This window comes from Caballeronia sp. 11_S32, assembly GCF_056930355.1.
Window position 1 is genome coordinate 2,547,586 of the sequence record NZ_JBXOWH010000003.1, and the last position, 21,344, is coordinate 2,568,929.

17 protein-coding genes and 1 tRNA gene are annotated in these 21,344 nt (G+C 63.2%); 6 read left to right on the forward strand and 12 right to left on the reverse strand.

What is annotated here, in order from left to right:
• Positions 1-89 precede the first annotated feature (89 nt).
• Both ftsH and AC1Z32_RS23575 read right to left on the reverse strand, forming a co-directional pair.
• Complete coding sequence (gene ftsH, locus AC1Z32_RS23570; RefSeq protein WP_483481035.1) at positions 90-1,976, reverse strand: ATP-dependent zinc metalloprotease FtsH; 1,887 nt, start codon at positions 1,974-1,976, stop codon at positions 90-92.
• 185 nt (positions 1,977-2,161) lie between these two features.
• A complete protein-coding gene (locus tag AC1Z32_RS23575) occupies positions 2,162-2,824 on the reverse strand; it encodes an RlmE family RNA methyltransferase (protein ID WP_483481037.1) in 663 nt (220 codons plus the stop codon).
• A 307-nt stretch (positions 2,825-3,131) separates the two neighbouring features.
• Here AC1Z32_RS23575 and AC1Z32_RS23580 point away from each other — a divergent pair, with 307 nt between their 5' ends.
• Positions 3,132-3,671: a YhbY family RNA-binding protein gene (locus AC1Z32_RS23580; RefSeq protein WP_483481039.1), complete on the forward strand. Its 540-nt coding sequence runs from the start codon at positions 3,132-3,134 to the stop codon at positions 3,669-3,671.
• A 63-nt stretch (positions 3,672-3,734) separates the two neighbouring features.
• Here the strand turns inward: AC1Z32_RS23580 and AC1Z32_RS23585 are convergent, their stop codons facing one another.
• The 7 genes from AC1Z32_RS23585 to gloB all read right to left on the reverse strand — a co-directional run bounded on the left by AC1Z32_RS23585 (position 3,735) and on the right by gloB (position 13,605).
• On the reverse strand, positions 3,735-4,250 hold the full coding sequence (locus AC1Z32_RS23585; protein WP_483481041.1) for a DUF4149 domain-containing protein: 516 nt from the start codon (positions 4,248-4,250) through the stop codon (positions 3,735-3,737).
• Complete coding sequence (greA, locus tag AC1Z32_RS23590; protein ID WP_483481043.1) at positions 4,250-4,726, reverse strand: transcription elongation factor GreA; 477 nt, start codon at positions 4,724-4,726, stop codon at positions 4,250-4,252. The genes AC1Z32_RS23585 and greA overlap by 1 nt, the downstream gene beginning before the upstream one ends.
• A 113-nt stretch (positions 4,727-4,839) precedes the next feature.
• Positions 4,840-8,094: a carbamoyl-phosphate synthase large subunit gene (gene carB / locus AC1Z32_RS23595; RefSeq protein ID WP_483481045.1), complete on the reverse strand. Its 3,255-nt coding sequence runs from the start codon at positions 8,092-8,094 to the stop codon at positions 4,840-4,842.
• A 42-nt stretch (positions 8,095-8,136) separates the two neighbouring features.
• Positions 8,137-9,279 (reverse strand): glutamine-hydrolyzing carbamoyl-phosphate synthase small subunit, encoded by a 1,143-nt coding sequence (gene carA, locus AC1Z32_RS23600; protein ID WP_483481047.1) that lies wholly within the window; start codon positions 9,277-9,279, stop codon positions 8,137-8,139.
• A gap of 316 nt (positions 9,280-9,595) precedes the next feature.
• Positions 9,596-10,846 carry an MFS transporter gene (locus tag AC1Z32_RS23605; RefSeq protein WP_483481049.1) on the reverse strand — a complete coding sequence of 417 codons (1,251 nt, stop codon included), beginning with the start codon at positions 10,844-10,846 and terminating at the stop codon, positions 9,596-9,598.
• Positions 10,847-10,960: 114 nt separating this feature from the next.
• Entirely contained in the window at positions 10,961-12,610 is a 1,650-nt protein-coding gene (locus tag AC1Z32_RS23610) for a transglycosylase SLT domain-containing protein (protein ID WP_483481051.1), read from the reverse strand.
• A 161-nt stretch (positions 12,611-12,771) separates the two neighbouring features.
• Positions 12,772-13,605, reverse strand: coding sequence for a hydroxyacylglutathione hydrolase (gene gloB / locus AC1Z32_RS23615; protein WP_483481053.1), 834 nt, complete (start codon positions 13,603-13,605; stop codon positions 12,772-12,774).
• 27 nt (positions 13,606-13,632) lie between these two features.
• On the opposite strand from gloB, the gene AC1Z32_RS23620 reads away from it, so the two are divergent.
• From AC1Z32_RS23620 to AC1Z32_RS23635, 4 genes are all read left to right on the forward strand, one after another.
• Entirely contained in the window at positions 13,633-14,466 is an 834-nt protein-coding gene (locus AC1Z32_RS23620) for a class I SAM-dependent methyltransferase (protein WP_483481055.1), read from the forward strand.
• The gene (gene rnhA, locus AC1Z32_RS23625; RefSeq protein ID WP_483481057.1) at positions 14,466-14,924 is read left to right on the forward strand and encodes a ribonuclease HI; all 459 of its coding nucleotides are present in this window, start codon (positions 14,466-14,468) and stop codon (positions 14,922-14,924) included. Before AC1Z32_RS23620 ends, rnhA begins: the two co-directional genes overlap by 1 nt.
• An 18-nt stretch (positions 14,925-14,942) precedes the next feature.
• Positions 14,943-15,680, forward strand: a complete 738-nt coding sequence (gene dnaQ, locus AC1Z32_RS23630; protein WP_483481059.1) for a DNA polymerase III subunit epsilon — start codon at positions 14,943-14,945, stop codon at positions 15,678-15,680.
• 69 nt (positions 15,681-15,749) lie between these two features.
• Positions 15,750-15,824 (forward strand) — tRNA-Val (locus AC1Z32_RS23635).
• Between the two features lie 104 nt (positions 15,825-15,928).
• Here AC1Z32_RS23635 and AC1Z32_RS23640 read toward each other — a convergent pair.
• From AC1Z32_RS23640 to AC1Z32_RS23650, 3 genes are all read right to left on the reverse strand, one after another.
• Positions 15,929-16,402, reverse strand: a complete 474-nt coding sequence (locus AC1Z32_RS23640; protein ID WP_483481061.1) for a DUF2214 family protein — start codon at positions 16,400-16,402, stop codon at positions 15,929-15,931.
• Positions 16,403-16,473: 71 nt separating this feature from the next.
• Positions 16,474-17,298: a hypothetical protein gene (locus AC1Z32_RS23645; RefSeq protein ID WP_483481063.1), complete on the reverse strand. Its 825-nt coding sequence runs from the start codon at positions 17,296-17,298 to the stop codon at positions 16,474-16,476.
• Positions 17,299-17,518: 220 nt separating this feature from the next.
• The gene (locus tag AC1Z32_RS23650; RefSeq protein ID WP_483481065.1) at positions 17,519-18,583 is read right to left on the reverse strand and encodes a glycosyltransferase family 4 protein; all 1,065 of its coding nucleotides are present in this window, start codon (positions 18,581-18,583) and stop codon (positions 17,519-17,521) included.
• A gap of 850 nt (positions 18,584-19,433) precedes the next feature.
• Between AC1Z32_RS23650 and AC1Z32_RS23655 the strand changes: the two genes are divergently transcribed.
• Positions 19,434-21,314: an ABC transporter ATP-binding protein gene (locus AC1Z32_RS23655; RefSeq protein WP_483481067.1), complete on the forward strand. Its 1,881-nt coding sequence runs from the start codon at positions 19,434-19,436 to the stop codon at positions 21,312-21,314.
• Positions 21,315-21,344 lie beyond the last annotated feature (30 nt).

Consider the following 21,344-nt stretch of genomic DNA (forward strand, 5'->3'; position numbering starts at 1 on the left):
AACCTTCAGCATCTTATTAAAACGGAGGCCATAAAGTGAAAATGGGCCGGCGTGCCATGCACACCGGCCCATGAACGGACGCAGAAAACTCAGGCCGTTGCCGGCGCGTTGCCCGGTTTGACCTCGTTACCGCTGCTGCCACCCGACGGCGTATCGCCCGACGGAGGCGGCAAATTCTTCGGCGGACGCGGCGGACGATCCGACATGATGTCGCCGATCTGGTCCGCGTCGATGGTTTCCCATTCGAGCAGCGCCTTGGTCATGGCTTCGACCTTGTCGCGGTTGTCTTCCAGCAGCTTGCGGGCGAGCGCGTATTGCTCGTCGAGAATGCGGCGGATTTCCGCATCGACCTTTTGCTGCGTGGCTTCGGACACCGATTTCGCGCCCATCTTGCCGAACATGCCGTTCTCTTCGGTATCGACATAGACCATCGTGCCGAGCACGTCGGACATGCCGTAGCGCGTCACCATGTCGCGCGCCATCTTGGTCGCGCGTTCGAAGTCGTTCGAAGCGCCCGTCGACATCGAGTTGAGGAACACTTCCTCGGCTGCGCGGCCACCGAACAGGATCGCGATTTCTTCCAGCATCTTGTCGCGATACAGGTTCACGCGGTCATGCTCCGGCAGTTGCCAAGTAACGCCGAGCGCCCAGCCGCGCGGCATGATCGTGACCTTGTGGACCGGATCGGCATGCGGCAACAGCTTCGCAACCACCGCGTGACCGGACTCGTGGTACGCCGTGTTGCGACGCTCTTCCTCGCGCATGACAGCCGACTTACGCTCCGGACCCATGAAGATCTTGTCCTTCGCGTCCTCGAAATCCTGCATCTCGACGATGCGCTTGCCGCGACGCGCCGCGAACAGTGCCGCTTCATTCACGAGGTTCGCGAGGTCAGCGCCCGAGAAGCCCGGCGTGCCGCGCGCGATGACCGATGCATCCACGTCGTTCGCGATCGGCACCTTGCGCAGGTGCACCTTCATGATGTGCTCGCGGCCGCGGATATCCGGCAGACCGACATAGACCTGACGGTCGAAGCGGCCCGGACGCAGCAGCGCTTTATCCAGCACGTCCGAACGGTTCGTCGCCGCGATCACGATGACGCCCGAATTCGCCTCGAAGCCGTCCATCTCGACGAGCATCTGGTTGAGCGTCTGCTCGCGCTCGTCGTTGCCGCCGCCCATGCCGGCGCCGCGATGACGGCCGACCGCGTCGATTTCGTCGATGAACACGATACACGGCGCATGCTTCTTCGCCTGCTCGAACATGTCGCGCACGCGGGCCGCGCCCACGCCGACGAACATTTCCACGAAGTCCGAACCCGAGATGCTGAAGAACGGCACCTTCGCCTCGCCGGCGATGGCGCGAGCCAGCAGCGTCTTACCGGTACCCGGAGGGCCGACCAGCAGCACGCCGCGCGGAATACGGCCGCCGAGTTTCTGGAACTTCTGCGGATCGCGCAGGAAATCCACCAGCTCCGACACTTCTTCCTTGGCCTCGTCGCAGCCTGCGACGTCGGTGAAATTGATTGCGTTGTTGTTTTCGTCGATCAGCCGCGCGCGCGACTTGCCGAATGAAAACGCCCCGCCTTTGCCGCCCCCTTGCATCTGCCTCATCATGTAGAACCAGAAGCCGATGATCAGGATCGTGGGCCCGAGGTAGTACAGCGCGGAGACGAGCGCGTTCGGTTCATCGTCAGCCTTGCCGCTGACCTGAACGCCGTATTTCATCAAGTCGCCGACCATCCAGATGTCGCCGGGCGACACGATCTGGTATTTCTGGCCGTCGTTCGGAGTGACCGTTAGATTGCGGCCCTGAACGGTGACGTTCTTGACTTTGCCGTTCTTCGCGTCGTCCATGAACTGCGAATAGGACACGCCTTCCTGGACGCGGGGCTTATCGAACTGCTTGAACACCGTAAACAGCACCAGTGCGATCACGAGCCACACTGCCGCTTTAGAGAACATATTGTTGTTCAAAGCACCACTCCTCACTCATAGACGGGCGCCTACATAAACCTTGCGACGCCACCAAAGCATTCTAATCCAGACCGCTAACCCCTGCCATAAGGTTTATCTACCGCACAAATAGCGGCAGACAGGCCTTTTTCGGCATAATCCGCGAAAATATCGCCGATTTTCGCCGAATCGCTTGAGCGGGCCGTTCAGTTCGGGCGCTTGAGCCGCCGCCCGAGAATAAATGTCTCCGACGATTTGTCGCGAGAGGCCTTGGGTTTGCGCGGCGCCACCACTTTGAACTGGTGCTTGAACTTCTCCACGATCTGACTATAGCCGCTGCCATGAAAACATTTGACCAGCAGCGCACCCTCCGGTTTCAGGTGGTTCTGCGCGAACTCCAGCGCCAGATCGCAGAGATGCTCGATGCGCGCGGCATCCGCACTCGCTACGCCTGAAAGGTTGGGGGCCATGTCGGAAATTACAAGGTCCACCTGGCGTTCGCCAACAATTTCATCGAGCTTGGCGAGCACGTCGTCCTCGCGGAAGTCCCCCTGGATGAACGTGACGTCCGCAATCGGCTCCATTGGCAGAATATCCAGCGCGATGATCGTGCCGTCGATGCCGCCCTGGCGCTCCCCGTCGCGCTTTGCGCCCTGCGCGAGCTTGTTGCGCGCGTACTGGCTCCAGCTGCCGGGCGTCGAGCCGAGATCGACGATCACCTGACCGGGCTTGATGAGCTTGTCCTGCTCGTCGATCTCCTTCAGCTTGTACGCGGCGCGCGCGCGATAGCCCTCGCGCTGCGCCATCTTCACGTAGGGATCGTTGATGTGGTCATGCAACCACGACTGATTAAAACGGTTCTTTGCCATTCAAACTAAGCTCATTGAGCGCGCGCAATCGTACGAAGCGGCGCGCCGGGTGCGTATTTTGCTGCATCGCGCGAGGCTTTTAGCGGATAATACGCGTCTTGTCGGCCGGACCGGTCCTCGGGCGCTCGCGCGCGCCGAAACCCGGCATCCGGCCTGTTCTGTTTCTGGTGGGCGGTGGCGCGATCGATGCGCCGCAGATTCGACGCGAAGACGTGCGCTTTCGCGTCCGGCGTGTTCGAACCGCCTCGCGAGCGCGTCAGGTGCGCCTCTCATATCGCCCACATTTTAGTCGAGTCCCAATTTTCTCATGCCAGCTATCCAACTCTCCCCCGCCGAGCGCGCCGACCTGCGCTCCCAGGCCCATGCGCTCAAGCCCGTCGTGCTCGTCGGCGCGGAGGGTCTGACCGATGCCGTGCTGAAAGAGATCAACGTGCACCTCGAGGCGCACCAGCTCATCAAGGTCCGCGTGTTCGGCGACGAACGCGACGCGCGCGTCGAGATCTACGACGAAATCTGCGATCGCCTGAACGCGGCGCCCATCCAGCATATCGGCAAGCTGCTCGTGATCTGGAGGCCCGAAGGCGCCGCGCCGAAGAGCCGCGCCACGCGCACTCGCAGCACGATGCCGCCGAGCGCGGGCGAAGCCGCCGAGGAACGTTCGACGAAAGGCCGCGCGCCGCGCACCGTGAAAGCCGTGAAAATCACGCGCGATGCACCCGCCTTCAAGAAGCCCAAGAAGCAGACGCTGAAAGTGCTGGGCAACGAGCGGGTCACGGCCGGCGGCAACGTGAAGCGCGCGAAGAAGCGTCAGACCAGCGCGAAGCGCCAGCATCAGGCGGTGAAATAAGCCAACGGCGCGTGCGCTTTCTATGGAACGCACGCGCCGCCGCCGTCCGGAGATAACCGCGATTCAGCTACGCGCCCGTTTCGCCGCGACCTTGGCCGATTTGCCCTTCGGCACGATCTTCACCGGCGCCGCGCCGGGCAGACGCCAAATGAGCGCAATGCCGAACAGGCATTCGATCAGATAGATCGCGCTCGATATGCCGTGCAAAATGCCGAACTCCTTCGCATACGGAGAACTCGCGAGATCGGTGCCGGCTTCCTGCGCGGCCACGCGCAGCGAGTTCATGAACGGCTGAAGCGCGAAATAGCCGATCAGCACGCACACGAGCATCACCGCGACAATCCACCGCACGCGCTTGTAATCGACGATGCCGCTTTTCACAAAGCGATTGCCGATCACGATCAGCACGAGCGCGCAGATCACACCGATGATCGCCTCGATCCTGAAGAGTTGCGCCGCCACCGAGCCCGCCGCAGTACGGTCGAGCATCGAAAAGAGAACGGGCGCGGCGACGAGGCCAAGGGTCAGCAAGCTGCCGACCCAGAGCATGCTGATGGTGCGAAAGAGCCGGTGCTCCATCAGACGTAGCGAACCGCGATGATTTCGTATTCGCGTGCGCCGCTCGGTGCCTGCACCGACGCCACGTCGCCTTCCGACTTCGCGATGAGCGCGCGCGCGATCGGCGAACTCACCGAGATGAGACCGTGATCGAGGTCCGCTTCGTCATCGCCGACGATCTGATAGGTCACCGTATCGCCCGACTCCAGATCTTCCAGCTCGACCGTCGCGCCGAACACGACACGGCCTTCGGCCTCCACCTGCGTCGGATCGATCACTTGCGCAGCGGCCAGCTTCGACTCGATATCCGCGATGCGGCCCTCGATGAAACCTTGCTTTTCCTTCGCGGCATCATATTCCGCGTTTTCCGACAAGTCGCCTTGCGCGCGCGCCTCCGCGATCGCATTGATGACCGCCGGACGCTCCACGGCCTTCAGGCGTTGCAATTCGTCGCGCAGCAACTCCGCGCCGCGCTTCGTCAAAGGAATCGTGCTCATAGACCACTCACAAACAATTTCGTCAAAAAAATTACCGCGGTTAAGCGCATCTCCCGATGAAAGGAGACGCCGCTTAACCGCGGCTCGTGATGCTTAGACCAGTAATCGAAGCCTTAGTTTAGGCGAGCATGCAAGCCTTGTAAATCATAGACTTCCAAATCGCGCAGATAACGCAGGCCTTCGACCGCGGCGCGCGCGCCGGACATCGTCGTGTAGTACGTGACCTTGTTGGCCTGCGCGCTCATGCGGATGGAGCGCGAATCGGCGATCGCCGCGCGCGTTTCGTCGACCGTCGTGAAGACGAGTGCGATCTCGCCATTCTTGATCATGTCGACGATGTGCGGACGGCCATCCTTCACCTTGTTGACCGTCTTCACCGGCACGCCCGCCGCCGCGATCGCAGCCGCCGTGCCCTTGGTCGCGACGATAGGATAGCCGAGCTCGTGCAGCATCTGCGCGACTTCGACGGCCTTCGGCTTGTCGGCGTCCATCACGGTCAGCAGCACGGTGCCCGATTCCGGCAGACGCGAACCCGCCGCGAGCTGCGACTTGAAGAGCGCTTCGCCGAAGGTGCGTCCGACGCCCATCACTTCTCCGGTCGAACGCATTTCCGGTCCGAGAACCGGATCGACCGCCGGGAACTTGATGAACGGGAACACCGCTTCCTTCACACTGAAGTACGGCGGAATGACTTCCTTCGTCACGCCCTGCTGCTTGAGCTTCTGACCGACCATCGCGCGGGCTGCGATCTTCGCGAGCGGCAGACCGGTTGCCTTCGACACGTACGGCACCGTGCGCGACGCGCGCGGGTTCACTTCCAGCACGTAGATGATGTCCTTCTTCGAGCCATCGTCTTGCGGAACCTGCTGGATCGCGAACTGCACGTTCATCAGGCCGACGACGTTGAGCGCCTTCGCCATTGCGGCAGTTTGCCGCTTCAGTTCGTCGACGGTTTCCTTCGACAGCGAGTACGGCGGCAGCGAGCACGCCGAATCGCCCGAGTGCACGCCCGCTTGCTCGATGTGCTCCATCACGCCGCCGATGAACACGTCATCGCCATCGGAGATGCAGTCGACATCGCATTCGATCGCGTCGTTGAGGAAGCGGTCGAGCAGCACCGGCGAGTCGTTCGACACCTTCACGGCCTCGCGCATGTAGCGCTCGAGATCGCGCGGCTCGTGAACGATTTCCATCGCGCGGCCGCCGAGAACATACGACGGACGCACGACCAGCGGATAACCGATTTCTTCCGCGAGCTTCAGCGCTTCGTCTTCAGCGCGCGCGGTGCGGTTCGGCGGCTGACGCAGATCGAGATCCTTCAGCAGCTTCTGGAAGCGCTCGCGGTCTTCGGCTGCGTCGATCATGTCCGGCGACGTGCCGATGATCGGCACGCCGTTCGCCTCGAGATCGAGCGCGAGCTTGAGCGGCGTCTGGCCGCCGTACTGCACGATCACGCCGACGGGCTTTTCCAGATCGACGATTTCGAGCACGTCTTCGAGCGTCAGCGATTCGAAGTACAGACGGTCGGACGTGTCGTAGTCGGTCGACACCGTTTCCGGGTTGCAGTTGACCATGATGGTTTCATAGCCGTCCTCGCGCATCGCGAGCGCGGCGTGCACGCAGCAATAGTCGAACTCGATGCCCTGCCCAATCCGGTTCGGGCCGCCGCCCAGCACCATGATCTTCTTCTTGTCGGTCGGATTCGCTTCGCACTCTTCCTCGTAGGTCGAGTACATGTACGCCGTCTTCGTTGCGAATTCGGCCGCGCACGTGTCGACGCGCTTGTAGACCGGACGCACCTTCAGTTCGTGGCGCTTCTTGCGCACGTCGTCCTGCTTCGAACCCGTGAGCTTCGCAAGACGGCGATCCGAGAACCCGCTCTTCTTCAGATAAAGCAGTTCATCGCGCGTCAGGCTTTCGAGCGTGCGGCCTTCGAGCGCCTTTTCCTTCAGGATGATCTGTTCGATCTGCGCGAGGAACCACGGATCGATCGACGTCTCTTCGAAGATCTCTTCCATCGTCAGGCCGAGACGGAACGCATCGCCGAGATACCAGATGCGGTCCGGACCCGGCTCGCCGATTTCGCGGATAGCTTCGTCGCGGCTCGTGGTCTTTTCATCGAGACCGTCGACGCCGACTTCCAGACCGCGCAGCGCCTTCTGGAACGATTCCTGGAACGTGCGGCCCATCGCCATCACTTCGCCGACGGACTTCATCTGCGTCGTCAGGCGCGAATCGGCTTCGCGGAATTTCTCGAACGCGAAGCGCGGCACCTTCGTGACGACGTAGTCGATCGTCGGTTCGAACGATGCGGGCGTCTGGCCGCCGGTGATTTCGTTCTTGAGTTCGTCGAGCGTGTAGCCGCACGCGAGCTTCGCGGCGACCTTCGCGATCGGGAAGCCCGTCGCCTTCGACGCCAGCGCAGACGAACGCGACACACGCGGATTCATTTCGATGACGACCATGCGGCCGTCTTTCGGGTTGATCGCGAACTGCACGTTCGAGCCGCCCGTATCGACGCCGATCTCGCGCAGCACCGCGAGCGACGCGTTACGCAGAATTTGATATTCCTTGTCGGTGAGCGTCTGCGCGGGTGCGACGGTGATGGAGTCGCCGGTGTGCACGCCCATCGGGTCGAGGTTTTCGATCGAGCAGACGATGATGCAGTTGTCCTTTTTATCGCGGACGACTTCCATCTCGTACTCTTTCCAGCCGAGCAGCGATTCTTCGATCAGCAGTTCGCGCGTCGGCGAGAGATCGAGACCGCGACGGCAGATTTCCTCGAACTCTTCCTTGTTGTACGCGATGCCGCCGCCCGAGCCGCCCAGCGTGAACGACGGGCGAATGACGGTCGGATAACCGCCGCTGCCGGTGGCTTCCGCGATCTGCGCCTGGACCGCGAGCGCTTCTTCCATCGAATGCGCGATGCCCGACTTGGCCGAACCGAGGCCGATCTTCGTCATCGCGTCCTTGAACTTCTGGCGGTCTTCCGCCTTGTCGATCGCTTCCGGCGATGCGCCGATCAGCTCGACCTTGTACTTCTCCAGCACGCCGTGATGGAAGAGATCCAGCGCGCAGTTGAGCGCGGTCTGTCCGCCCATGGTCGGCAGGATCGCGTCCGGGCGCTCCTTCGCGATGATGCGCTCGACCACTTCCCACGAGATCGGCTCGATGTAGGTGACGTCGGCCGTGTTCGGGTCGGTCATGATCGTCGCCGGATTGCTGTTGACGAGAATGACCTTGTAGCCTTCCTCACGCAGCGCTTTACATGCTTGCGCGCCCGAATAATCGAACTCGCACGCCTGGCCGATGATGATCGGGCCCGCGCCGATGATGAGGATGCTTTTGATGTCTGTGCGCTTCGGCATAACTGCTCTCGATGAATATTTGCGTTGATCTGTTCGGTACTGTCAGGCGGCGACCTTCGCCGACTCCATCAGCTTGATGAAGCGGTCGAACAGATACGCGATGTCGTGCGGGCCCGGCGACGCTTCCGGGTGGCCCTGAAAACAGAACGCGGGCTTGTCCGTGAGCGCGAAGCCTTGCAACGTGCCGTCGAAGAGCGAAACGTGCGTGACCTTCGCGTTGGCGGGCAGCGTGGCGGCATCGACCGCGAAGCCGTGGTTCTGCGACGTGATCACCACGCGGCCATCTTCCAGATCCTTCACCGGATGGTTCGCGCCGTGGTGGCCGGTTTTCATCTTCATCGTCTTCGCGCCGACGGCGAGACCCATGATCTGATGGCCGAGGCAGATGCCGAACGTCGGAATGCCGCGCTCGATGAATTCGCGCGTAGCCGTGATCGCGTAATCGCACGGTTCTGGATCGCCGGGGCCGTTCGACAGGAAGATGCCGTCCGGATTGAGCGCGAGCGCGTCAGCGGCGGTTGCCTGCGCGGGCAGCACGGTGACGTGGCAGCCGCGCTCGGCCAGCATGCGCAGGATGTTGAACTTCACGCCGTAATCGAACGCGACGACGCGAAACTTCGGCGCTTCCTGCTTGCCGTAGCCGCTGCCGAGACGCCATTCGGTCTGCGTCCACTCGTAGCTCTTCTCCGTCGACACGACTTTCGCGAGGTCCATGCCCGCGAGTCCCGGGAACGAGCGCGCGAGGCCGAGCGCCTTCGCTTCGTCGTCGCTGCCGGCGAGAATGCAGCCGTTCTGCGCGCCCTTCTCGCGCAAGATGCGCGTGAGCTTGCGCGTGTCGATGCCCGCGATCGCGACGACGTTTTGCGCTTTCAGATAATCGGAGAGCGTCTGCTCGGAACGGAAGTTGGAGGCGAGCACCGGCAGGTCGCGAATAATGAGGCCGGCGGCATGGACTTTGGTGGCTTCGACGTCTTCGGCGTTCACGCCGTAGTTGCCGATGTGCGGATAGGTCAGCGTGACGATCTGGCGTGCATAGCTCGGATCGGTCAGGATTTCCTGATAACCGGTGATGGCGGTGTTGAACACCACTTCGCCGATCGTCGAACCGGGCGCGCCGATCGATTGACCACGAAAGACCGTGCCGTCGGCAAGTGCGAGAAGTGCGGGGGAAAATGACGGCAACACGGGAAGCTCCTTGGGGAACACCCTGTTACCGACCTGTCTGTCCGAAATTCAGGCTTGGCTTCCCGTCGCTCGTAGAACGCGGGTTTCCTTCGCGCAGTGCTGGCGGCGGCTCGCGTGGCGCGCATCGCGGCTTTGACGGGCTCATTTGCGCGAGGCAAACGGGGTATCGAAGCGAACGATTGGCGGCGTGCGGCGCGCGCTGACTGGCGCAGCGAACGACGGTGTGTGGGAGGTAGGCGCTAGGGTGCGGGTTGATATGCTCAAACCTTCGAATTATAGCGTAAAAACGTCACATTCGCCAGATTTGGGAAACTTCTCAGGGCACGGCGCGCTGCACTTCATGATCCCGTTTTTGCAGGGCGCGGCTCGGAAAAACGTACCAGACCGCGCTCGCCACTTGCAGCGCGATCAGCGCGATCCACACCGTCAGATGCGCCGATGCGGGATAGCGCCCGCCCTCCGACGGCCAAAGCGACAGCATCGCGCCGACGCCGACCTGGAAGCCGAAGATCAACAGGAAAATCACGAGCGTGAGCGTGGTATGCGCGCGTCCGATCATGTTCGGTGGAAAGTATTCCGCCGCGACGGCGTAGCTCAGAATGCCCGTGCCGCCGAAGACTCCGTACGCGGCCAGCAGGACGGACGGCGGCAACGGCACGCGCAGCACCATCAGCAATTGCGTGGCGACGAAAAGCGCCATGCCGGCTCCGCAGAACGCATAGACCGACACGCCGCGCCGCTCCATGCCGCGTGCCGCCGCGCCGAAGCCGATGCAGCCGAACATCATCGCGAAGCCGAGTATCGAGACGAGCGCCGCGGCATGCGCAAGCGCGAGACCCATCACGTCGAGCAGATAGGGCCGAATCCACAGCGATTGCATCGCATAGAACACGCCCTGCGTGACGACCGAAAACGACGCGATCTTCCAGAACACGCCGCTCTTCAGAATCAGCCAGGTGCCCTTGAACTGCGTGACGACATCCGCCCGATGACGTGGATCGGTCTCCGCCTTCTTCGGCGCGAACAGGACGATCGCCGCAGCGACGACGAGCGTGAACACGCCAAGGCCCACACACACTTGCCGCCAGTTCGCGACATGCAGAAGCGCCGCGAGCGGCGATCCGACCGCGACGCCGCCCAGCCCGCCGACGGCCATCGTGAATCCGTTGACGAGCGGCAGGCGCGCGAGCGCGAAGTGCTGTGCGGACGCCTTGAAGGCCGCGCTCAGACACACCGACACGCCGACGCCGATCAGCAACCGGCCGATCATCAGCCCCGCGAGCCCGCGCGACGCGCCGAACACCCAGATGCCCGCCGCGGCGAATACCAGCATGCTGGCCGTGACGCGTCGCGGACCGAAATGATCGAGCAGCACGCCGACGGGAATCTGCGCCAGTGCGAAGCCGATGAAGTAAAGGGAAGTCAGCAGACCGAGATCCGCAGCGGACAAGCCGAGGTCGTGCGTGATCAGCGGCGCGAAGCCGAGATTGACGCCGCGGAACACGTACGAGACGAAGTAGCCGGTGGCGAACAGGAAAAAGACGCGGAGACGAACGGTGGACGACATATGAAACAGACGCTTCACTGATTCTTTTGGAACGACAGTTTAGCGGCGCCCCTAAAAGAAAACGCCGTCACCTTGGTGACGGCGTGGGTTAGCGCTCCGGCAGACGCCGAGCGCTTATTTCTTTTTGCTGCTTTTCGCGGTGGCGGCCGGCTTCGCGGTCTTGGCCGCGGCGGCAGGCTTCGCCGCATGCGATGCGCTCGACGCCGACACTTTCGTCACTTTCCCCGATGAATGGACGGGCGTCTTGCCGCCGCGCGAGGGCTTCGCCTCCGGCACGCGCGTGCCGATTTTCGACACGCCGCCCGACGAACGGCTGGACGCCGCCACCGCCTCCACGCGCACCGGACCCGGCTCGGCCGGCACCGGACGGCCGTACGGCACGTGCAGAACGACGACCTGCCCCGGCATGACGATGTCGCCGCGCGTGCGGTTCCACGCGCGCACCTGCGCCACCGAGACGTTGTAGCGATCCGCCAGCGTGGCGACCGACTGCTTGCGGCGCACGCGGATCACCATCTTGCGCGTGTCGGGCACGTCGCGTTCGATGGCGAGCATCGCGTTTTCGGCGACATCGGCGCTGATGTCTTCGTCGTCGTCATCCGTGCGCGGCACGACGATCGTCGAGCCCGGCTTCAGGCGCATGCCGGCCGGAATGCGGTTGACGGACATCAGCGTGTCCGCGTCGACGCCGATTTTCTCGGCGATCGCCGCCGGACGCGAACGCTCGGTCACGGTGTACGTGGTCCACGACGACAGCGCGCCCGTGTACGACGAGAGATTGCGCTGGAAAGAAGCGGCGTTGTCGAACGGCAGCAGAATCTGCGGATTGGTCGCGCCGAGAATCACCGGCTTCGCAAACGACGGATTCAGCGAGCGGAATTCCTCCACGCTCATGCCGGCGAGCTTCGCGGCCATGGTCACGTCGATGTCGCGCGCGGTCGTGACCGTCACGAAATACGGATGGTTCGGGATGTCCGGCAGCGTGAGGCCGTACATCTGCGGGTTGCTGACGATGTTCTTGACCGCCTGCAGCTTCGGCACGTAGTTGCGCGTCTCGTTGGGCATGCGCAGGCTTTCGTAGTCGGTCGGCAAGCCCGCCGCCTCGTTGCGCGCGATCGCGCGCTGCACGTTGCCCTCGCCCCAGTTGTACGCGGCGAGCGCGAGATGCCAGTCGCCGAACATGTCGTGCAGACGCGAGAGATAGTCGAGCGCGGCGCTCGTCGACGCCAGCACGTCGCGGCGCTCGTCCTGCCACATGTTCTGCTTGAGGTTGTAGTCGCGGCCGGTGCCCGGCACGAACTGCCACATGCCGGCGGCCTTCGCCACGGAAAGCGCCTGCGGATTGAATGCAGATTCGATGAACGGCAGGAGCGCGAGCTCCGTCGGCATATGACGCTGCTCGAGCTCCTCGACGATGTGATACAGATACTTTTGCGAACGCGTGGTCATGCGCTCGACGTAATCGGGACGTTGCGCGTACCAGTTGACCTGCATGTCGACGAGATCGCTTTGCAGGTCGGGAATCTGGAAGCCGCTCCGGATCCGGTTCCAGAGATCGGAAGAACCGACGAGCGAAGTGACCGGCGTTTTATCGACGTTGATGGTTTCCTTGGCTGCGGCGGTGCGGCGAATCGTGTCGGCGACTTTTTGCTGCTGCTGCTGCGAGGCGGTGGAAGTGGCTGAAAGAGGATCGGACGCTGTTGGCCCCTGGCTCGCGCAGGCGGCGAGCATCAGGACGGACAGCGCACTAAGTGTTAGTCGCATGGAACGTCTCGGCTTCCAAAAAATATGCTTGGAAATTTGCAGCCGATGGTACGGAACAGCACTTAAGACGTCAATAAGAATGCGCGCAAAACCCCTGCAAAATCCTGCATCTAACAGCGATTCCAACGTTTCGGTTGAAGTTAGCCCCAAATAGTTTTGGGTCAGCGGAACTTATCCTTCCAGCCTCGCATCATTCGAAACGCTTCCAGGCGGTCTGAAACCGGCGTGCCGAACTGTGATGAAAGTGTCGCGTGGATCGCCGGGACGTCCGCGCGCAGAAACGGGTTCACCGCTTTTTCATGGCCAATGGTCGTCGGCAAAGTCGGCTTGCCGGCGGCGCGCAACGCCTGAGCGTCGTCGCTCCACCGAAGCAGCGCGGCGTTGTCCGGCTCGCACGCGCGCGCGAAACGGATGTTCGAGAGCGTGTATTCGTGCGCGCAGTGAACCTGCGTGTTCTCCGGGAGCGCGGCGAGCGCATCGAGCGAGTCGAGCATCTGTTGCGCCGTGCCTTCGAAGAGCCGGCCGCAGCCGCTCGCGAAGAGCGTGTCGCCGCAAAAGAGGTGCGGCGTGCCGTTCTGGTCGGCCGCCTGAAAATACGCGATATGACCGGCGGTGTGGCCGGGCACGTCGATCACGGAAAGCGTCATCGCCGGATGGCCGATTTGCACCGTATCGCCGCCCGAGACGCGCGTGGTGAGATGCTCGATGCGCTCGCCGGCCGGGCCGTAGACGGGAATGCCGCCCTCGGCCGTTCGGTTATTGAGAAGCGCTTTCACGCCGCCGACGTGGTCCTGATGGTGGTGCGTGAGTAAAATAGCGGTCAGCCGCCAACCACGCTTGGCGAGACAGGCCTCGACGGGCGCGGCATCGCCGGGGTCGACCACGACCGCATCGCGCGAGTCCGACACGAGCCAGATGTAGTTGTCCTCGAACGCCGGAACCGGCACGTATTCGAGTGCATCCTGAGCAGGCATTTTCTTGGCAAGCGAATCCATGGCGATCTTCTATGCGGCAACTTGAACATGTCTGATCGATCGATTATAGACTGGCCTACCTGGACGAGCTCGGCGCCCGGACGCTATGTGCTCGACTGGGAGCAGGCGCAGCTCGATCACGTGGTGTCCGACATCTTCGGCTATCACGCGCTGCAGCTCGGCATGCCGCAGCTCGACGCACTGCGCGAGAACCGCATGACCGGCCGCGCGCTCGTGCTCGACGCCGAAAGCGCATCGAGCGCGCCGTATACGCCGCCGCGCGCGACCACGCCCGGCGTGAGCGCGCTGCCCGCCGCGAGCGCGCCGGATGGCCGCAGCACCGTGTGGTGCGACCTGCTCGACCTGCCCTTCGAGGCGCAAAGCGTCGATCTGCTGGTGCTGCCGCACACGCTCGAATTCTCGCCCGATCCGCACCGCCTGCTGCGCGAAGCCGAGCGCGTGCTGGTGCCCGAAGGCCAGTTGATCATCCTCGGCTTCAATTCGCTGAGCCTGTGGGGCGCGCGGCAATCGCTCGGCAAGGTGGCGGGGCGGCCGTTCGTGCCGTCGGCGCACGAGATGATCGCGTTCACGCGCATCAAAGACTGGATCAAGCTGCTCGGGTTCGATCTTGAACGCGGGCGCTTCGGCTGTTATCGTCCGCCGCTCGTCACCGACAAGTGGCTGCAACGTTATCAGTTCATGGAAGCCGCCGGCGACCGCTGGTGGCCCATTTTCGGCGCGGCATACATGATCACGGCGGTGAAGCGCGTGCGCGGCATGCGTCTCATCGGTCCGCGCAAGCTGAAGAAACCCGCGCTCGCGCCCGGCCTCGCGCCGGTCGCCGCTCCGCATACGCGCAACGAGACTCGCAACGAGCATTGATGACTGAATCCGCATCGAACAAGGTAATTGACATCTACACGGACGGCGCCTGCAAGGGCAATCCCGGTCCCGGCGGCTGGGGCGCCCTGCTCCGCTTCGGCTCGCTGGAAAAGGAGCTGTTCGGCGGGGAAGCCGCGACCACCAACAACCGCATGGAGCTGATGGCCGTGATCTCGGCGCTCGAGGCGCTCAAGCGCCCGTGCCACGCGATCATCCACACCGATTCGCAGTATGTGCAGAAAGGCATCAGCGAATGGATCCACGGCTGGAAGAAAAAGAACTGGATGACGGCGGCGAAGACGCCCGTCAAGAACGCCGATCTCTGGAAGCGCCTCGACGCGCTCGTCGGGCAGCACGAGATCGAATGGCGCTGGGTCAAGGGTCACGCCGGTCATCCCGAAAACGAACGCGCCGATGCGCTCGCCAATCGCGGCGTGACATCGCTCGCCGACAATTAACCGATACACACGCCATCTATGCGCCAACTGATACTGGACACCGAAACCACCGGCCTGAACGCGAGGACGGGCGACCGGATCATCGAAATCGGCTGTGTCGAGCTGGTGAATCGCCGGCTGACGGGCAACAACCTGCACATCTATGTGAACCCGGAACGCGACAGCGATCCCGGCGCGCTCGCGGTGCACGGCCTCACGACCGAATTTCTGAGCGACAAGCCGAAGTTCGCGGAGATTGCCGCCCAACTGCGCGATTTCATCGCGGACGCGGAGCTGATCATCCATAACGCGCCCTTCGACGTCGGCTTTCTCGACATGGAGTTCGCGCAGCTCGGCTTGCCGAAGGTCGCGGAAACATGCGCGGGCGTGATCGACTCGCTCGCGCAGGCCAAGCAGATGTTCCCCGGCAAGCGCAATTCGCTCGATGCGCTGTGCGATCGTTTCGGCATCAGCAATGCGCATCGCACGCTGCACGGCGCGCTGCTCGACTCGGAGCTGCTCGCCGAGGTCTATCTCGCAATGACGCGCGGTCAGGAAAGCCTCGTCATCGACATGCTCGGCGATCAGCCCGCGTCGGGCTCGGTTTCGACGTCGCGCATCGCGCTCGACGATCTCGATCTGCCGGTGATCCTGGCGAGCGCGGAAGAGCTCGTCGCGCACGACGCCGTGCTGACGGGTCTCGACAAAGCGCTCAAAGGCACGAGCGTGTGGCGCACGGAACCGGCGCCCGCCGAAGGCGATGCCGTGCCCGCGTAATTTTTTTGAATTTACTTAAAGAAGCACTAGACGAAAGGCGAAACGCCTGACATAATCTCGTCTCTCTTCGGGTGGTTAGCTCAGCGGTAGAGCACTGCCTTCACACGGCAGGGGTCACTGGTTCGATCCCAGTACTACCCACCAGAATTCTGGTGTTGGTAAAGACAAGCACCGAAGATCAAAAGGCCCAAGTCTCACGACTTGGGCCTTTTTCATTTTCTGCCGCAAAAACGCGGATCACACAGCGCCTACGACGCCCACACGCCCCGCGCCATCCCGCTCGCGGCGATCACCATCACCATCACGAGCCCGGCTTCGAGATCGCTCATCCAGGCGAAGCGCCGGGCGCGGGTAAGATCGATCGGCCCGCCCTGCGCCAGCGCGATGCGCCATCGGATCAGCGCGAGCATCGGCGAGACTTCGATCAGCAGGATCACGACGAGCGCCGTCATCTTCAAATGGAACAGCGGCTCGTGCAGATAGTACGCGCCGCCCTTCTCGAAACCGCCGAATGCGCGCATCACGCCGGTGACGATCAGGACGATCGCCGTGACGCCCCACACGCTGTCCGAGCGAAAGATATCGCGCAGGCGCAGTTCATTCGCCTGAATGGATTGCGAGGGATCGAGGCGCCGCAGCGCGCGGGCGCGCGCCAGCACGGAGCCGAGCGCGAAGCCGAATGCAAGAAGGTGAAGCGCGGCCAGCAACCAACGTATCAGCATCCTTTCCTCCCCGGAGAGACAGGAACGACGTGTACGGCAATGTCGGCTTACTAAGGCAATAAACGAACGATTCAGACCTGACGCAACGTCGCGTCGAGCGCCCGCGCCGCGTTGCGATCGCCCTCGTTGGCGAGCGGCGCGCGGAATACCGTGGTGCGATTGTGCCCGGCAGCAGCGGGCGAGTCCCACAACAACTCGACTTTCGGCCGACGCGCGAACCAGGCGCGCCGAACCTCGCCGCTCGCGCGAATCGAGGGACCGGCGGGTCCAGTTGCCGGCGTGAGCATCGTCGTGGACGGTGCGGCGTCCGGCGACGGCCATTTCACCGACAGCTCACGCGCGTCGTACTGGCCGAGCTTGCGGCTTTCCGCCCAGACGACGGCGGTCCGGGTGACGGGATCGAGCGAAATGGCGTATCGGCCGATCGCGAAGCGCCGCGCCGCGATATTCGTGCGCCATAGCGCTCGCGGCCGGCAGATCCACATGACGACCGAGTACAGCAGCGGACCGACCACGAGCCAGCCGTTGGTCTCGGCGAGCGCCTGCGTGAAACGCCGCCAGCCGGCGCTCCAGACGAACGCGCCGACAGAGAATATCGCGAAGCCGAAAGTCACAAGCGCGAGTAAGCGCAGCGCCTGCCGCAGCCATTGGGGCAGCGGATGCAGCGGGCGCTCCATGCGCGCCTTCGCGCCCGGCAGCACGACGAGCAGAAAGATCAGGACGAGGTTCAGGCACGCCCACGGCGACGACGTCATCGCGCGCAGCGAGGACAGATAGCCCATCTGCGACATCGAGAACGCCCAACGCGCCGCGAGCACCAGTCCGATCGCCCTCAAGGCGAACATGGTGCCGGCGCCCGGCGCCGGGCTCGCGCTGATTTGCTTGGGTCTCGCCAAAAGAAACACTCCTGTCCACGAACGATGCATGCCGCTCCGCTCGTCGCGAAGCCCGGTCATTATAGGGAGATTACGGATGTCGTCAGAGGTTTCAAAGCCGTAGCGCGGTCTGGCACGCGAAACGCACATCCGAAAGTGCTATTACGACAACGCCCCGCGAGCCTTGAGGCGCGCGGGGCGTTGTTTTTCAGCCGATGCCGCCGGCGGCGGCAAGACTTGCTTAGCTCGCGTTGACTTCGCGCAGCACGGTGCGGCGCTTCTGGCGCAGCAGCTCTTCGTACACGCTGACGTAGTTCGCAGCCATGACCTTCGACGAGAAACGCGATTCGAACGCAGCGCGGACCTTCGCGCGCGACAGCGTATCGAGACGCTTCACCGCGGCGATCGCGCTGAGCTCGTCTTCGACGACGAAGCCCGACACACCGTTCTCGATGACTTCCGGCACCGAGCCGCGGTTGAACGCGATCACCGGCGTGCCGCAGGCCATCGCTTCGATCATCACGAGACCGAAGGGCTCCGGCCAGTCGATCGGGAACAGCAGCGCGTGCGCGTTGCCGAGGAACTCGGTCTTCTCGGCTTCGCTGATCTCGCCGATGTACTCGACGTGCGGCAGCGCGAAGAGCGGCTTGATCTCTTCTTCGTAGTACGCGCGGTCGGCCTTGTCGAGCTTCGCGGCGATCTTGATCTTCATGCCCGCGGCCTGCGCGATGCGGATCGCGCGATCCACGCGCTTTTCCGGCGAGATGCGGCCGAGGAACGCGAGATAGCCCGGCTCCACGTTCGGGATCGGCTTGAGCAGGTTTTCCGGCAGACCGTGGTACACCGTCGACAGCCAGTTCGCCTGCGGCAGCGGCTGACGCTGGTTGTCCGAGATCGAGATGACCGGCACGTCGTTGAACGTGCTGAAGATCGGCTGCAGTTCGGGCAGATCGAGACGGCCGTGCATGGTCGTCAGGAACGGCACGGGCTGGCGTGCGAACAGCGAGAACGGGTAGTAGTCGATATGGAAGTGCAGCACGTCGAACTCGTCGGCGCGGCGGCGGACTTCTTCGAGCAGCAGCATGTGCGGCGCCATCGTGTCGCGGATGGTCGGGTCGAGGCGCAGCGCCTGCGGCCAGAATGCTTCGAGCTTCGCGGAGGTCTGCGAATCACCGCTCGCGAAGAGCGTGACGTCGTGTCCAGCATCCACGAGTGCCTCGGTCAGATAAGACACCACGCGTTCCGTGCCGCCGTACAGCTTCGGCGGAACAGCCTCGTGGAGGGGCGCGATTTGAGCGATTCGCATGTCGTGAAACTCCTAATGAAAGATCAGGCAAGTACTACTGTCGTGTTGACGTTGGAGAGCGAATCGCTCGGCTCGGGCGAAGCTTTCCGCGGCGCGTCTACCGCGGCGTAAGGGCTGAAGCTCGAGTGAAAAAGCGTGGTCGCTGATCACCGGTTCGTCGCGCAGGCGTCTGATTAGAGCAATTGCGGTTCCATGTCTCAAAAAAGCCCGCGCGCCAGCAATTAACGCGCGTCGGCTCCGACGGTTGACGGGAACTTGCAAAAACCTGTCATTGACCTAAGGGCAAACCCGGACCGAATTATGGAGCTTTTACAGACGGCCGCTGGCAGTCATTTCAACTTATTTACCTTGTTACAAGGGGGATACATTTTGCAAACCCCTGTTTATTAAGGTTGTTCTACATTTGAGCACGGGCTTTGGCGATGCTCGGGCCGCGCCACGCACGTGAAGGCAGCGAAACAGCAGCGCTCGCCGTCTCGCGGCAATCGAATTCGAAGTCTGGCGCGGCACGTGCTTTTCTCAACCTTGGCGCGGATGGCGCGGCCATCGAGAGCGCTCTGCCCTGCAAGCGTTTCATCGCAAAAAGTCGCGCATTGTGCTTACAATGCGCGCCCATGCCGTAAGCCGCACAGCCGGCAGCCACGAAGGCGCTGGCGACAGCCCGATTTTTGCCGCGGGCGATGTTCGGATGGCCGCACGCGCCGAGCATCGAATGCCCGAAGACGCGTTGCCTCTCCGCGATACTGGCTACAATTCAGTGATGGAGACGGCGCAGCGTCGCCTCGCTTGACGTCAGTCGCGCCGGATCGGGCGACGCATCGCATGCCGGTTGCCGCAGACGGCCCCGCGCATGGCATTGCCCGAAGGCGCAACATACGCTCAACCGCTCTACGACCACACAAGACCATTGGACCAACTCACCGTCTCCCAGCGTAACGCGCACAACGCGAAGCTCTCGAGCTACGCGCATCGACCGCTCGCGTTCCTGATGCGTTACATCCGCCGGCATCCCGTCGCGCATGCCATCGTGCTCTTCAGCGTGTTCGCAGCGGTCGGCTGCGCTCTCGCCTCGCAATACGCGATCAAGCATCTGATCGACGTGCTCGGACAAGGCCGCGGCCATCCGGGGCCGCTTTGGGGCGCGTTCATGATCCTCGTCGGGCTGATCGCCGCCGATAACCTGCTGTGGCGGGTCGGCGGATGGGTCGGCGCGCACGTGTTCGTGATCGTCACGGGCGACTTGCGCAAGGATCTCTTCTCGTACCTGTCCGGCCACTCTCCGACCTACTTCTCCGAGAAGCAGCCGGGCATGCTCGCGAGCCGCATCACCGCGACCTCGAACGCGATCTACACCTCCGAAAACGTGATGGCGTGGAACGTCCTGCCGCCGTGCATTGCGGTGCTGGGCGCGATCGTGATGATCATTTCGGTCAATCCGCTAATGGCCGCCGGTCTGATGGCCGCGTCGCTGATCCTCGCGCTGATCCTCTACCGGCTCGCGAAGCGCGGCTCGGCGCGGCATCACAGCTTCGCGTCGAAGGCGGCGTCGGTGGATGGCGAGCTCGTCGACGTGATTGGCAACATGGCGCTCGTGCGTGCGTTCGGCATGACCTTCCGCGAGCAGAAACGCTTCGGCTCGACCGTGAAGGCCGAAATGGTCGCGCGTCAGCAAAGCCTGCTGTACCTCGAAAAGCTGCGCCTCTTTCACGCGGTCGTGACGGCGATTCTCTCGGCGGGCCTGCTCGGCTGGGCGCTGTGGCTGTGGTCGCAAGGCCGCGCGACCTCGGGCGACATCGTGCTCGTCAGCTCGCTCGGCTTCACGATCCTGCACGGAACGCGCGATCTGGCTGTCGCGCTCGTCGATGTGACGCAGCACGTCGCGCGTCTCGCCGAAGCCGTGCAGACGCTGCTGGAACCCCACGGCATGCCGGACCGCTCGGATGCGACCGAGCTCGTGCCGCAAGGCGGGCGCGTCGATTTCGACAGCGTCACGTTCGCGTACCCGCGCCGCCGCCCGATTCTCGACAACTTCCATCTGCATATCGAGCCGGGCCAGCGCGTCGGGCTGATCGGCAAGTCGGGCGCGGGCAAGTCGACCGTGCTCGCGCTCCTGCAGCGTTTCTACGAAACGCAAAAAGGCAGCATCAAGATCGACGGCCAGGATATCGGCGCGATCACGCAGGACAGTCTGCGTCATGCCATCGCGCTCGTGCCGCAGGATATTTCGCTGTTCCACCGCACCGTGTTCGAGAACATCGCTTACGGGCGTCCGGAGGCGAGCCGCGAGGAAGTGCTCGCCGCCGCGCGCGAGGCGCGCTGCACGGACTTCATCGAGGCGATGCCGGAAGGTTTCGACACGATCGTCGGCGACCGCGGGGTGAAGCTGTCGGGCGGCCAGCGCCAGCGCATCGCGATCGCGCGCGCGATCCTGAAGAACGCGCCCATTCTCCTGCTCGACGAAGCGACGTCCGCGCTCGACAGCGCATCGGAAGAAGCGATCCAGCAGGCGCTCGACCGGCTGATGGTAGGCCGCACCGTGATCGCGATCGCGCACCGTCTGTCGACGCTGCAGAACTTCGACCGCATCATCGTGATGAGCGCGGGCAAGGTCATCGACGACGGCTCGCCGCAGGAATTGCGCGAGCGTCCTGGGCTGTATCGCGAGCTGCTCTCGAAGCAGCACGGCAAGGTGCCGTCGATCGTCGCGACGCCGCACCAGCAGCCCGCATAGCGCTTCGGCAAGCAAAATAAAGCCGCGTAT

What these genes read in the sequence shown, in the direction of transcription:
- AC1Z32_RS23575 (WP_483481037.1), bottom strand. Translation starts at nt 2,824, where the DNA reads ATGGCAAAGAACCGTTTTAATCAGTCGTGGTTGCATGACCACATCAAC.
- AC1Z32_RS23580 (WP_483481039.1), top strand. Translation starts at nt 3,132, where the DNA reads ATGCCAGCTATCCAACTCTCCCCCGCCGAGCGCGCCGACCTGCGCTCC.
- AC1Z32_RS23585 (WP_483481041.1), bottom strand. Translation starts at nt 4,250, where the DNA reads ATGGAGCACCGGCTCTTTCGCACCATCAGCATGCTCTGGGTCGGCAGC.
- greA (WP_483481043.1), bottom strand. Translation starts at nt 4,726, where the DNA reads ATGAGCACGATTCCTTTGACGAAGCGCGGCGCGGAGTTGCTGCGCGAC.
- carB (WP_483481045.1), bottom strand. Translation starts at nt 8,094, where the DNA reads ATGCCGAAGCGCACAGACATCAAAAGCATCCTCATCATCGGCGCGGGC.
- AC1Z32_RS23605 (WP_483481049.1), bottom strand. Translation starts at nt 10,846, where the DNA reads ATGTCGTCCACCGTTCGTCTCCGCGTCTTTTTCCTGTTCGCCACCGGC.
- AC1Z32_RS23610 (WP_483481051.1), bottom strand. Translation starts at nt 12,610, where the DNA reads ATGCGACTAACACTTAGTGCGCTGTCCGTCCTGATGCTCGCCGCCTGC.
- gloB (WP_483481053.1), bottom strand. Translation starts at nt 13,605, where the DNA reads ATGGATTCGCTTGCCAAGAAAATGCCTGCTCAGGATGCACTCGAATAC.
- AC1Z32_RS23620 (WP_483481055.1), top strand. Translation starts at nt 13,633, where the DNA reads ATGTCTGATCGATCGATTATAGACTGGCCTACCTGGACGAGCTCGGCG.
- rnhA (WP_483481057.1), top strand. Translation starts at nt 14,466, where the DNA reads ATGACTGAATCCGCATCGAACAAGGTAATTGACATCTACACGGACGGC.
- dnaQ (WP_483481059.1), top strand. Translation starts at nt 14,943, where the DNA reads ATGCGCCAACTGATACTGGACACCGAAACCACCGGCCTGAACGCGAGG.
- AC1Z32_RS23640 (WP_483481061.1), bottom strand. Translation starts at nt 16,402, where the DNA reads ATGCTGATACGTTGGTTGCTGGCCGCGCTTCACCTTCTTGCATTCGGC.
- AC1Z32_RS23650 (WP_483481065.1), bottom strand. Translation starts at nt 18,583, where the DNA reads ATGCGAATCGCTCAAATCGCGCCCCTCCACGAGGCTGTTCCGCCGAAG.
- AC1Z32_RS23655 (WP_483481067.1), top strand. Translation starts at nt 19,434, where the DNA reads ATGGCATTGCCCGAAGGCGCAACATACGCTCAACCGCTCTACGACCAC.